Raw genomic sequence first — 12,581 nt, forward strand, 5'->3', positions numbered from 1 at the left:
TGATCCACTTGTGATCTTGATCCCGCCCGACCTGCCCGTTTCGGCCCACCTGGGTGGTTCCCCGTACGATAGGAGGAAGCCGTGGCATGTCCTGCCCGGCGGGTGGACCGGTAGTAGCAGGCGGAACGGGCGGCGGCGATCAACAGGGATCGCCGGTCGGCGTCTCGCGGCCGGGCGCCGAAACCCACGATTCCGGGAGAATCAGCCAGGCATGCCCACGCGCAACGACATCCGTAACGTCGCCATCGTCGCCCACGTCGACCACGGCAAGACCACTCTGGTCGACGCCATGCTGAAGCAGGCCGGCGCCTTCGCCGCCCACCAGCAGCTCGACGACCGCATGATGGACTCCAACGACCTGGAGCGCGAGAAGGGCATCACCATTCTCGCGAAGAACACCGCCGTCAAGTACCACCCCAAGGACGGCGGGGCTCCCATCACCATCAACATCATCGACACCCCGGGCCACGCCGACTTCGGTGGCGAGGTCGAGCGCGGTCTGTCCATGGTCGACGCCGTCGTCCTGCTGGTCGACGCCTCCGAGGGCCCGCTGCCGCAGACCCGCTTCGTGCTCCGCAAGGCGCTCACCGCGCGCCTGCCCGTCATCCTCTGCATCAACAAGACGGACCGCCCGGACTCCCGGATCGACGAGGTCATCAACGAGACCTACGACCTGTTCCTGGACCTGGACGCCGACGAGGACCAGATCGAGTTCCCGATCGTCTACGCCTGTGCGCGTGACGGCGTGGCCTCGCTGACCAAGCCGGAGGACGGCACCGTCCCGGCCGACAGCGACAGCCTGGAGCCGTTCTTCTCCACCCTGCTGGAGCACGTCCCGGCCCCGACCTACGACGCCGAGGCCCCGCTCCAGGCGCACGTCACCAACCTGGACGCCGACAACTTCCTCGGCCGTATCGCGCTGCTCCGCGTCGAGCAGGGCGAGCTGCGCAAGGGCCAGACCGTGGCCTGGATCAAGCGGGACGGCTCGATCTCCAACGTCCGCATCTCCGAGCTGCTGATGACCGAGGCGCTCACCCGCAAGCCGGCCGAGGTGGCGGGCCCGGGTGACATCTGCGCCGTCGCCGGCATCCCGGAGATCATGATCGGTGAGACCCTCGCCGACACCGAGAACCCGATCGCGCTGCCGCTGATCACGGTGGACGAGCCGGCCATCTCGATGACCATCGGCACCAACACCTCGCCGCTGGTCGGCCGTGGTGGCAGCGGCAAGGGCGCGGACGCCAAGTCCGCGGTCAAGGACCGCAAGGTCACCGCGCGCCAGGTGAAGGACCGCCTGGACCGCGAGCTGATCGGTAACGTCTCGCTGCGCGTGCTGGACACCGAGCGCCCGGACGCCTGGGAGGTGCAGGGCCGTGGTGAGCTGGCGCTGGCCATCCTGATCGAGACCATGCGCCGCGAGGGCTTCGAGCTGACCGTCGGCAAGCCGCAGGTGGTCACCAAGGAGGTCAACGGCAAGACCCACGAGCCGGTCGAGCGCCTGACGGTGGACGTGCCGGAGGAGCACATGGGCGCGGTCACGCAGCTCATGGGCGTCCGCAAGGGCCGGATGGACAACATGTCCAACCACGGCTCCGGCTGGGTCCGGATGGAGTTCGTCGTGCCGTCCCGCGGCCTGATCGGCTTCCGTACCGAGTTCCTGACCAGCACCCGCGGTACCGGCATCGCGCACTCGATCCACGAGGGCCACGAGCCGTGGTTCGGCACGCTGACGACCCGCAACAACGGCTCGCTGGTGGCCGACCGGGCCGGCGTGGTCACCGCCTTCGCGATGACCAACCTGCAGGAGCGCGGTGTGCTCTTCTGCGACCCGGGCACCGAGGTGTACGAGGGCATGATCGTCGGCGAGAACTCGCGCGCCGACGACATGGACGTCAACATCACCAAGGAGAAGAAGCTCACCAACATGCGTTCCTCGAACGCCGATGTGGCTGAGTCGATCGTCCCGCCGCGCAAGCTCTCGCTGGAGCAGTCGCTGGAGTTCTGCCGCGAGGACGAGTGCATCGAGGTGACCCCGGAGACCGTCCGTATCCGCAAGCTCGTCCTGGACCAGAAGGACCGCGGCCGCACCGCCTCGCGCGCCAAGAAGTCGTGATCTGTTCGGTCTGATCGGGCCTTTGGCCGGAAACGATCGCCCCCCTCTCCACCGGAGAGGGGGGCGATCGTTTTTCACTACTCCACGCTGTCGACGCGCGTATAAACGGAATAGCGCTTAACACCGCAAGGTGTCCGCTGAGCGAACGTGACAGTCCGTCATTCATGACGACTGTCCGTTTAATGCCTGTCTGGCTATGTCTCTTATGTCCGGTTTTCGAAACTTACTGACCGTTCATGTGACCTAATTGAGATCGGCATTGGTCACTTTCGTGTCCGTGCGTGACGGATAGTGGGTGCAGTCAGGCTCGGGTCAAGGGTTAACGCGCAGGGGTGCGCGCCGAAACCACGAGCGCGGACGGCATGGCGGACCGGTGACAACCGCCCGCCTGCTCTCCTCGTTGGAAAGTCGAATTCAGGAGGCATCCCCCATGCGCGGTGCAACCCAGACCAAGTGGATCGTCGCGGCGACCGCTATCGCCCTCGCGGCGACCGCTTGCAGCGCCAGCTCGAAGAGCAGTGACAGCAAGGCGGGCGCGTCCGCCGGCGGCACGATCGCCGTTGAGCTCGGCGAGCCGCAGCACGGTCTGGTGCCGCAGAACACCGCGGAGTCCGAGGGCTCCGAGGTGCTCAACGCGGTCTTCGCCGGCCTGGTCGACTACGACCGCAAGACCAACGCCCCGAAGCTGCGCGTGGCCGAGTCGATCGAGTCCACCGACAGCAAGGTCTGGACGATCAAGCTGAAGGACGGCTACACCTTCCACAACGGTGAGAAGGTGACCGCCAAGTCCTTCGTGGACGCCTGGAACTACGGCGCCAACCAGGACAACGCGCAGGAGAGCCTGCCCTTCTTCAGCAAGATCGAGGGCTCCGAGGAGCTGGCCCCGGGCAAGGACAAGAAGCCCTCCGCCAAGGAGCTCAAGGGCCTGAAGGTCGTCGACGACAAGACCTTCACCGTCACCCTGTCGGCGCCGTTCTCGCAGTTCAAGACGATGCTCGGGTACAACGCGTTCTACCCGCTGCCCACGGCGTTCTTCAACGACCCGAAGGCGTTCGGCGAGAAGCCGATCGGCAACGGCCCGTTCGAGATGGACGGCGCCTGGGAGCACAACAAGCAGATCAAGGTCAAGCGCTTCGAGAACTTCCCGAGCTCTGACACCAAGGCGAAGCTCGCCGGTGTGACCTTCAAGATTTACGACAACCTGGACACCGCGTACAACGACCTGCGCGCCGACAACATCCAGGCCACCGACAAGCTGCCGATCTCGGCCATGTCGACCGTCAAGAGCGAGTTCGGCGACCGCTACATCTACAAGCCCGAGTCGGGCGTCGGCTACATCGGCTTCCCGATCGCCACCAACCCGGAGACCTACGGCAAGCCGGAGATCCGCAAGGCGATCTCGATGGCGATCGACCGGGAGGCGATCACCAAGACGATCTTCTCGGGCACCCGCGTCCCGGCCGACGACTTCGTCAACCCGCTGGTCAACGGCTACCGCAAGGGCGCCATGGGCGACGCGGCCAAGTACGACCCGGTCAAGGCCAAGGAGCTCTTCACCCAGGCCAACGGTGTTCCGAACAACACCATCGAGCTGGGCTACAACGCGGACGGCGGCCACAAGGAGTGGATCGAGGCCGTCGGCAACCAGCTGAAGAAGAACCTGGGCGTCGAGGTCACCTTCAAGCCGTTCGAGAAGTTCGGCAAGATCCTGGACGCGCTGGGCGACAAGCAGTACTCCGGCGCCTTCCGCATGGCCTGGTCGATGGACTACCCGTCGATCGAGAACTACCTGCGCCCGATCTTCTCCAAGGTCGCCATCGAGAACGGCTCGAACTACGGCGGCTACGTCAACGAGCAGTTCGAGACCCTGCTGAGCCAGGCCGACCAGGCGAAGACGGAGGAGGAGGGCCTCAAGCTGTACCAGCAGGCCGATGACGTCCTGATCCAGGACCTCCCGTACATCCCGGTGTACACCTACATGTCCTCCGCCGCGTACACCAAGAAGATCAAGAACTTCGACACCGACGCCCAGGGTCACATGAACCTGGCCGAGGTCGAGCTGGCCTGATCTGTAATCAGACGATCGGGGGCGGGCGGACCGGACTACAGTCCGGGTCCTCCCGCCTCCCTTCCTTGTCCGAAAGTATGGAGGTCTGATGGGCCGCTATGTCATCCGCCGACTGATACAGGCGATCCCTGTCCTGCTCGGTGCGACACTGCTGATCTACGCACTGGTGCACTACCTGCCCGGTGACCCGGTGCAGGCGCTGGCCGGCGAGAAGCGCGTCGATCCGCTCCTGAGAGAACTGATCCGCGAGAAGTACCACCTGGACGACCCGTTCCTCGTCCAGTACTGGAACTACATCTCCGGCGTCTTCCAGGGCGATCTCGGCGAGAGCCTCACCGGTCGTGCCGTGACCGACATGATCAGCGAGGCGTTCCCCTACACCGTCAACCTGGCCCTGGTGGCGTTCATCATCGAGGCGGTCGTCGGTGTCCTGGCGGGCGTCATGGCGGCCCTGCGCCGGGGCAAGTTCCTCGACCAACTGGTCCTCATCAGCACGCTGCTGGTCATCTCGATCCCGGTCTTCGTCACCGGCTTCGCGCTGCAGCTGCTGCTGGGCGTGAAGCTCAAGAACGACTACGGCATCGATTTCTTCCCGGTCTCCTTCCACGAGGAGGACGGCCTGCGGGCGTACCTGCTGCCTGCCTTCGTGCTGGCGTCCACCTCGCTCGCGTACGTCGCCCGACTGACCCGCACCAGCCTGATGGAGACGATGCGTGCGGACTACGTCCGCACCGCCGTCGCCAAGGGCCTGAAGCGCCGTCGGGTGATCGGCCGTCACGCCCTGCGCAACGCGCTGATCCCGATCGTCACCTTCCTCGGTGCCGACCTGGGCGGCCTGATGGGTGGCGCGGTCATCACCGAGAAGATCTTCAACATGCACGGCATCGGCGGTCTGCTCGCCCAGTCCGTGTACCAGAAGCAGGGCACGGTGATCGTCGGCATGGTCACCCTCCTGGTGGTGATCTACCTCGTCACCACCCTGCTCGTGGACCTGTTGTACGCCGTGCTCGACCCGAGGATCCGCTATGAGTGACACCACCACCGTGGGCAGCGAGGCACTGTCCGGCGACACCGGCAAGACCGATCCGCCGAAGAAGCAGAAGACCGAGCGGGCGGCCAGCCTCTGGTCCGACGCCGTGCGCGACCTGCGCCGCAACCCGGTCTTCCTGATCGGTGCCGCGCTGGTGCTGATCCTGCTGGTGATGGCCGCCGTGCCGCAGCTGTTTACCAGCGGCAGCCCGTTCGACGGCGACGCCTGCGACCTGGCCAACTCGCTGAAGCGGCCGAGCGCCGAGCACTGGTTCGGCTTCGACGTGCAGGGCTGCGACGTCTACACCCGTACGGTGTGGGGCGCCCGCAACTCGATCATCGTCGGTGTCCTCACCACCCTCGCGGTCACCGTGGTCGGCTCGCTGCTCGGCCTGCTGGCCGGCTGGGTCGGCGGCATCACCGACAGCATTCTGTCGCGCTTCACCGAGGTCTTCTTCTCCATCCCGCTGCTGCTCGGCGGCATGCTGATCATGTCGATGCTCGGCAAGGGCAACGCCTACACCGTCTCCCTGGTGATGGCCGTCCTCGGCTGGCCGCAGATCTTCCGCATCATGCGCGCGTCGGTGCTCTCCAACAAGTACAACGACTATGTGATGGCGGCCCGCGCGCTCGGGGCCAGCAGCATGCGGATCACCTTCCGCCACATCCTGCCGAACGCCATCGCGCCGGTCATCGTCATCGGCGCGATCAGCCTGGGCGTCTACATCGGCGCCGAGGCCGCCCTGTCCTACCTGGGCATCGGCGTGCAGTCCCCGGAGATCTCCTGGGGCCTGATGATCAGCGACGCCTCGGCCCGCTTCCTGACGGCCCCGCACGTGCTGCTGTTCCCGTCGGCCGCGCTGAGCATCACCGTGCTGGCCTTCATCATGCTCGGCGACGCGGTGCGCGACGCCCTCGACCCGAAGCTCCGCTGAGAGAAGAGGTGACGACCCGATGACCACCGTGATCGAGAAGAACAGCAAGAGCGGACGCCTCGAAGTGGGCACCCCGCTGCTGGAGGTCCGTGACCTCCATGTGGAGTTCCACACCCGGGACGGCGTCGCCAAGGCCGTGAACGGCGTCAACTACTCCGTGGCCGCCGGTGAGACCCTGGCGGTGCTCGGCGAGTCCGGCTCCGGCAAGTCGGTGACCGCCCAGACCATCATGGGCATCCTCGACATGCCGCCCGGCAAGATCAGCCAGGGCCAGATCCTCTACCGCGGCGAGGACATGCTCGCCATGAAGGAGGAGCAGCGCCGGCTGATCCGCGGCCAGAAGATCGCGATGATCTTCCAGGACGCGCTCTCCTCGCTGAACCCGGTGATGACCGTCGGTGCCCAGCTCGGCGAGATGTTCCGGGTGCACCAGGGCGCCTCCCGCAAGGAGGCCAAGGACAAGGCCATCGAGCTGATGGAGCGGGTGCGCATCCCCGCCGCCAAGCAGCGCGTGGGCGACTATCCGCACCAGTTCTCCGGCGGTATGCGCCAGCGCATCATGATCGCGATGGCGCTCTCCATGGAGCCCGACCTGATCATCGCCGACGAGCCCACCACCGCCCTGGACGTCACCGTCCAGGCCCAGGTGATGGACCTGCTCGCCGAGCTCCAGGCCGAGTACAACATGGGGCTGATCCTGATCACCCACGACCTCGGCGTGGTCGCCGACGTCGCGGACAAGATCGCCGTCATGTACGCCGGCCGGATCGTCGAGACGGCTCCGGTGCACGAGCTGTACGCCAACCCGGCGCACCCGTACACCAAGGGCCTGCTCCGTTCCATCCCGCGCCTGGACCAGAAGGGCCAGGATCTGTACGCGATCAAGGGTCTGCCCCCGAACCTGCTGAAGGTTCCGGCCGGCTGCGCGTTCAACCCCCGCTGTGACGTCGCCACCGACCTGTGCCGCACGGAGACCCCGAAGCTGCACCAGGTGACCGACAAGGACGGCAAGGAGCTCACCGGCCGCCGCAGCGCGTGCCACCTCTGGAAGGAGACCCTCCATGGCTGAGCCCATCCTGGAGGTCAAGGACCTGGTCAAGCACTACCCGCTGACCCAGGGCATCCTCTTCAAGAAGCAGGTCGGCGCGGTCAAGGCGGTCGACGGCGTCTCGTTCGACCTGGCGAAGGGCGAGACGCTCGGCATCGTCGGCGAGTCCGGCTGTGGCAAGTCCACGCTGGCCAAGGTGCTGATGAACCTGGAGCGGGCCACCTCCGGCCAGGTGCTGTTCAAGGGCGAGGACATCTCCCGGCTCTCGGGCGCGGGGCTGAAGGCCGTCCGCCGGAACATCCAGATGGTGTTCCAGGACCCGTACACCTCGCTGAACCCCCGGATGACGGTCGGCGACATCATCGGCGAGCCCTTCGAGATCCACCCCGAGGTGGCTCCCAAGGGCGACCGCCGCAAGGCCGTTCAGGATCTGCTGGACGTCGTCGGCCTGAACCCGGAGTACATCAACCGGTATCCGCACCAGTTCTCCGGCGGTCAGCGCCAGCGCATCGGCATCGCCCGCGGCCTCGCGCTCAAGCCGGAGGTGATCATCTGTGACGAGCCGGTCTCCGCGCTGGACGTGTCGGTGCAGGCGCAGGTGATCAACCTGCTGGAGCAGCTCCAGGACGAGTTCGAGCTCTCGTACATGTTCATCGCACACGACCTCTCGATCGTCCGGCACATCTCCGACCGCGTCGGCGTGATGTACCTCGGCAAGATGGTCGAGATCGGCACCGACGAGCAGATCTACGAGAACGCCACGCACCCGTACACCCAGGCGCTGCTCTCCGCGGTGCCGGTGCCGGACCCGACGGCGCGGGAGTCCCGCGACCGGATCATCCTGAGCGGCGACATCCCCTCGCCGGCCAACCCGCCGTCCGGTTGCCGGTTCCGCACCCGCTGCTGGAAGGCGGAGGAGCGCTGCTCCACCGAGATCCCGCTGCTGGCGGTGCCGTCCGTGCTGAGCGGTCCGGCCGCGCACGAGTCGGCCTGCCACTTCGCCGAGGTTCGGGAGACGGCCGCCGCCGTCTGATCCCCGAGGCGCCATCAGGAAGGGCCCGCGGCCATCGAGCCGCGGGCCCTTCCGGCGTTCCGTCAACTTGCCGCCGCGGAGGTGTACCCGTCCGGGGGTACCCGGCGCGCGCCGCCGCAAGGGCACGCTTCTCATGGGGTGTGATGCGACACACACCTTGAGGAGGGACCTCCATGCCCGCAGCCACTCGTGTTCGTTGGGTCCTCGCCGGAGCGGCATCCGTGGCCCTGGCGGCCGGCGGGTGCAGCAGCAGCGGCGGAGGCGGAAGTTCGTCGGACAGCGGCAAGACCTTCAGCTACCAGAGCAGCGAGCCGCAGAACCCGCTCCAGCCGGCGAACGCGAACGAGGTCGGTGGCGGTCGCATCCTGCAGAACCTCTTCAGGGGGCTGGTGGACTACGACCCCGGCGATGCCAAGATCCGGATGCAGGTCGCGGACAAGATCGAGACCAGTGACTCGCAGACCTTCGCCATCACGCTGAAGGACGGCTGGAAGTTCCACGACGGCACCCCGGTGAAGGCGAAGAACTTCGTCGACGCCTGGAACTGGGGCGCGACCACCACCAACAACCAGATCAACAGCTCGTGGTTCTCCGACATCGAGGGCTACAAGGACGTCCACCCGGACAGCGGCCAGCCGGCCGCGACCACGATGTCCGGGCTGACCGTCGTCGACGACACGCACTTCACCGTCAAGCTGAGCGGCAAGGTCTCGTACTTCGAGTACAAGCTCGGCTACATCGCCTTCTCCCCGCTGCCGGACGCCTTCTTCAACGACCCGTCGGGGTACGGGCAGAAGCCGGTGGGCAACGGGCCGTACCAGTTCGTCAGCTGGTCGCACAACCAGCAGGTGGTGACCAAGGCCTTCCCGGACTACCAGGGCGTGGACAAGCCGAAGAACGGCGGCGTCGTCTTCAGGATGTACAACACGTCCGAGGCGGCCTACGCCGACCTGCTGTCCAGCAACCTCGACGTGATGGACCAGGTACCGCCGTCCGCGCTGGCGACGTACCGGAGCGACCTCGGGGACCGGGCGATCGACGAGCCGCAGGGTGCCATCCAGAACATCGGCTTCACGCTGTACCAGGCGGACTGGTCCGGCCCGGCCAAGGCCAAGGTCCGGCAGGGTCTGTCGATGGCGATCGACCGCGACACCATCACCAAGACGGTGCTCCAGGGCTCGCGCAAGTCCGCCTCCGCCTGGGTGGCCGAGGGCGTCGAGGGCTACAAGGCCGGCGTCTGCGGCGACAACTGCACGTTCGACCCGGCCAAGGCCAAGCAGCTGATCACCGAGGGCGGCGGGGTGCCCGGGAACAAGCTGACGATCACCTACAACGCGGACGGCGGCCACAAGGAGTGGGTGGACGCGGTCTGCAACTCGATCCGGCAGAGCACCGGGGTGGACTGCACCGGTGATCCGAAGCCCGACTTCAAGACCGCCCGCGCGGCGATCACCGGGCACCAGATCAACGGCGCGTTCCGCACCGGCTGGGTACAGGACTACCCGCTGAACGCCAACTTCCTCGCCGACGTCTACCGCACCGGCGCCGCCTCCAACGACTTCGGCTACAGCAGCCCGAAGTTCGACCAGCTGGCCGCCAAGGCGGACCAGGCCGCCAGCGTCGCCGACACGGTGACCGGCTACCAGCAGGCCGAGGCCGTGCTGCCCGGGGACATGCCCGCCATCCCGCTCTGGTACTACCGCACCAACTCGGGCTACTCCACCAAGGTCCAGAACGTGAAGTTCGACTCCTTCGGGAACCCGGCCTGGACCCAGGTCGAGGTCAAGGGCTGACCCTCTCCCGCCCCCGCGCCCGTCACCGGACCGGGGGGCCGGCCGCGAGGGCCGGGGAGAGAGGGCCGTCCCACGCCGGGCCCCGCCCTCTCCGCACGGAGGGCGGGGCCCGGGCACTCGGCCAATCGGTCACCTAGGAAGGAGGCTCGGATGGGCAGTTATGTGCTGCGGCGGGTGCTGCAGATGATCCCGGTGTTCTTCGGCACCACGCTGCTGATCTTCCTGATGGTCTACACGCTGCCGGGCGACCCGGTCGCGGCGCTGTTCGGGGACAAGGCCGCCGATCCCGCCGTCGTGGCCAACCTCAAGCACAAGTACTACCTCGACCAGCCGATCTGGAAGCAGTACCTGCACTACATGGGGAACCTCTTCCAGGGGGACTTCGGGACCAGCTTCACCGGCCGCCCGGTCACCGACATCATGGCGAACGCCTTTCCGGTGACCATCCGGCTGGCGCTGATGGCCTTCGCGTTCGAGCTGGTCCTGGGGCTCTGCCTCGGCGTGGTCTCCGGACTCAAGCGCGGCAGCGTCCAGGACACCCTGGTGCTGATCCTCACGCTGCTGGTGATCTCGATCCCGGTCTTCGTGCTGGCGTACATCGCCCAGACGGTGTTCGCCACCAATCTGGGCTGGGTCACCCCGACCGTGCAGGACTCCCGGGACCTCTCCCAGCTGCTCCTGCCCGCGATCGTGCTCGGCTCGCTCTCGCTCGCGTACGTCGCCCGGCTCGCCCGGACGTCCATCGGCGAGAACCTGCGCGCGGACTACATGCGGACGGCGGTGGCCAAGGGGCTGCCCCGGCGGACCATCATCTCCCGCCATCTGCTGCGCAACTCACTGATCCCGGTGGTCACCTTTCTCGGCACCGACCTCGGCGCACTGATGAGCGGCGCGATCGTGACCGAGGGGATCTTCAACGTGCAGGGCATCGGCAACGTCCTGTACCGGGCGATCAACCAGAAGGAGGGACCCACCGTGGTCGGCATCGTGACCGTCCTGGTGATCGTCTACCTGGTCGCCAGCCTGCTCGTCGACCTGCTCTACGCGGTCCTGGACCCGAGGATCCGCTATGCCTGACATCCACGACGAGAACTCGTACGAGCCGCATCCGAAACCGGGGGTCTCACGCTTGGACTACGCCGGCGAGCAGGGCATGGCGGTCGAGCAGGAGACCCTGGTCGAGGCCGACGTCATCAAACGGGAGGAGGCCCGCAGCCTCTGGGGCGACGCCTGGCGGGACCTGCGGCGCCGGCCGATCTTCCTGATCTCGGCGGTGCTGATCCTGCTGCTGGTCGTGATGGCGGTCTTCCCCTGGGCGTTCACCGACGCCGACCCGCGCAGGGCCGACCTGGTCCACGACTACCTCAAACGCCCGGACTGGGCCGACTTCTTCGGGGCCGGCTGGTTCGGCTACGACGGGCAGGGCCGGTCCATCTACGCCCGGGTGGTGTACGGGGCCCGCGCCTCGATCACCGTCGGCATCTGTGTCACGGCGGCCGTCACCCTGCTCGGCGGTCTGGCGGGCATGGTCGCCGGCTACTTCGGCGGCGGCGTGGACGCGGTGATCTCCCGGATCGTCGACATCTTCTTCGGCATCCCGCTGCTGCTCGGCGCGCTGGTGCTGCTGAACGCCTTCGCCACCCGCACGGTGTGGAGCGTGGTCATCGCGCTCGCCTTCCTCGGCTGGACCCAGATCGCACGGGTGATGCGCGGGGCGGTGCTGACCGTCAAACAGTCGGACTACGTGGTGGCCGGCCGGGCGCTCGGCGCGGGGACGGGGCGGCTGATGTTCCGGCACATCCTGCCCAACGCGGTCGCACCGGTGATCGTGGTCGCCACCATCGCGCTCGGCGGCTACATCGCCACCGAGGCCACGCTGAGCTTCCTCGGCATCGGTCTGCAGGACCCGACCATCTCCTGGGGCATCGACATCTCCTCCGCCCAGAAGGTGATCCGGACGGCCCCGTTCGCGCTGTTCTTCCCGGCCGCGGCGCTCTCCGTCACCGTGCTGGCCTTCATCATGCTGGGCGACGCGGTGCGCGACGCCCTCGACCCGAAGCTTCGCTGAGCGAGGGGACGCATCGTGACAACAGCTGTCGACACCGCCAGGTCCGCGCGGGAAACGCCCTACGAGGGGCCGCTGCTCGACGTTCGCGACCTGCACGTGGAGTTCGCCACCCGGGACGGTGTGGCGAAGGCGGTCAACGGGGTGAGCTACTCGGTGTCGGCCGGTGAGACCCTGGCGGTGCTGGGGGAGTCGGGTTCGGGCAAGTCGGTGACCGCCCAGGCGATCATGGGCATTCTGGACATGCCGCCGGCCCGCATCCCCCGGGGCGAGATCCGCTTCCGGGGCCAGGACATGCTGAAGATGGGCAAGGAGGAACGGCGAAAGGTCCGCGGCCGGCGGATCGCGATGATCTTCCAGGACGCGCTCTCCTCGCTGAACCCGGTGCTCAGTGTGGGCTTCCAGCTCGGTGAGATGTTCCGGGTGCACCAGGGGGCTTCACGCAAGGAGGCCAGGGACAAGGCCGTCGAGCTGATGGAGCGGGTGCGCATTCCCGC

Annotated in this window: 10 protein-coding genes; all 10 read left to right on the top strand. The window is 67.1% G+C overall.

Features of this window, described 5'->3' with window-relative positions; all coding sequences use genetic code 11:
- The first annotated feature begins 211 nt into the window (after nucleotides 1–211).
- Nucleotides 212–2,113 (top strand): translational GTPase TypA, encoded by a 1,902-nt coding sequence (typA, locus tag ACIP82_RS36880; protein ID WP_363607470.1) that lies wholly within the window; start codon nucleotides 212–214, stop codon nucleotides 2,111–2,113.
- A gap of 430 nt (nucleotides 2,114–2,543) precedes the next feature.
- Nucleotides 2,544–4,181 carry an ABC transporter substrate-binding protein gene (locus ACIP82_RS36885; RefSeq protein WP_363607471.1) on the top strand — a complete coding sequence of 546 codons (1,638 nt, stop codon included), beginning with the start codon at nucleotides 2,544–2,546 and terminating at the stop codon, nucleotides 4,179–4,181.
- A gap of 88 nt (nucleotides 4,182–4,269) precedes the next feature.
- A complete protein-coding gene (locus ACIP82_RS36890; protein ID WP_363607472.1) occupies nucleotides 4,270–5,214 on the top strand; it encodes an ABC transporter permease in 945 nt (314 codons plus the stop codon).
- Nucleotides 5,207–6,145, top strand: coding sequence for an ABC transporter permease (locus ACIP82_RS36895; RefSeq protein ID WP_363607473.1), 939 nt, complete (start codon nucleotides 5,207–5,209; stop codon nucleotides 6,143–6,145). The genes ACIP82_RS36890 and ACIP82_RS36895 overlap by 8 nt, the downstream gene beginning before the upstream one ends.
- Nucleotides 6,146–6,164: 19 nt before the next feature.
- Nucleotides 6,165–7,214, top strand: a complete 1,050-nt coding sequence (locus ACIP82_RS36900; protein WP_363607474.1) for an ABC transporter ATP-binding protein — start codon at nucleotides 6,165–6,167, stop codon at nucleotides 7,212–7,214.
- The gene (locus tag ACIP82_RS36905) at nucleotides 7,207–8,226 is read left to right on the top strand and encodes a dipeptide ABC transporter ATP-binding protein (protein ID WP_363607475.1); all 1,020 of its coding nucleotides are present in this window, start codon (nucleotides 7,207–7,209) and stop codon (nucleotides 8,224–8,226) included. Before ACIP82_RS36900 ends, ACIP82_RS36905 begins: the two co-directional genes overlap by 8 nt.
- Before the next feature lie 173 nt (nucleotides 8,227–8,399).
- The gene (locus ACIP82_RS36910; RefSeq protein ID WP_363607476.1) at nucleotides 8,400–10,019 is read left to right on the top strand and encodes an ABC transporter substrate-binding protein; all 1,620 of its coding nucleotides are present in this window, start codon (nucleotides 8,400–8,402) and stop codon (nucleotides 10,017–10,019) included.
- Between the two features lie 150 nt (nucleotides 10,020–10,169).
- A complete protein-coding gene (locus ACIP82_RS36915) occupies nucleotides 10,170–11,096 on the top strand; it encodes an ABC transporter permease (protein ID WP_363607477.1) in 927 nt (308 codons plus the stop codon).
- Nucleotides 11,097–11,172: 76 nt separating this feature from the next.
- On the top strand, nucleotides 11,173–12,087 hold the full coding sequence (locus ACIP82_RS36920) for an ABC transporter permease (RefSeq protein ID WP_400659997.1): 915 nt from the start codon (nucleotides 11,173–11,175) through the stop codon (nucleotides 12,085–12,087).
- 15 nt (nucleotides 12,088–12,102) lie between these two features.
- Nucleotides 12,103–12,581: ATP-binding cassette domain-containing protein (locus tag ACIP82_RS36925; RefSeq protein ID WP_400659995.1), on the top strand; the 479-nt coding region annotated here is incomplete at its 3' end.

This window comes from Kitasatospora sp. NPDC088548 (assembly GCF_044753005.1).
In the GTDB taxonomy this organism is placed as follows: domain Bacteria; phylum Actinomycetota; class Actinomycetes; order Streptomycetales; family Streptomycetaceae; genus Kitasatospora.

Bases quoted from the DNA above. Each gene is read 5' to 3' on its own strand.
- typA (WP_363607470.1), top strand. From the start codon at position 212: ATGCCCACGCGCAACGACATCCGTAACGTCGCCATCGTCGCCCACGTC.
- ACIP82_RS36885 (WP_363607471.1), top strand. From the start codon at position 2,544: ATGCGCGGTGCAACCCAGACCAAGTGGATCGTCGCGGCGACCGCTATC.
- ACIP82_RS36890 (WP_363607472.1), top strand. From the start codon at position 4,270: ATGGGCCGCTATGTCATCCGCCGACTGATACAGGCGATCCCTGTCCTG.
- ACIP82_RS36895 (WP_363607473.1), top strand. From the start codon at position 5,207: ATGAGTGACACCACCACCGTGGGCAGCGAGGCACTGTCCGGCGACACC.
- ACIP82_RS36900 (WP_363607474.1), top strand. From the start codon at position 6,165: ATGACCACCGTGATCGAGAAGAACAGCAAGAGCGGACGCCTCGAAGTG.
- ACIP82_RS36905 (WP_363607475.1), top strand. From the start codon at position 7,207: ATGGCTGAGCCCATCCTGGAGGTCAAGGACCTGGTCAAGCACTACCCG.
- ACIP82_RS36910 (WP_363607476.1), top strand. From the start codon at position 8,400: ATGCCCGCAGCCACTCGTGTTCGTTGGGTCCTCGCCGGAGCGGCATCC.
- ACIP82_RS36915 (WP_363607477.1), top strand. From the start codon at position 10,170: ATGGGCAGTTATGTGCTGCGGCGGGTGCTGCAGATGATCCCGGTGTTC.
- ACIP82_RS36920 (WP_400659997.1), top strand. From the start codon at position 11,173: ATGGCGGTCGAGCAGGAGACCCTGGTCGAGGCCGACGTCATCAAACGG.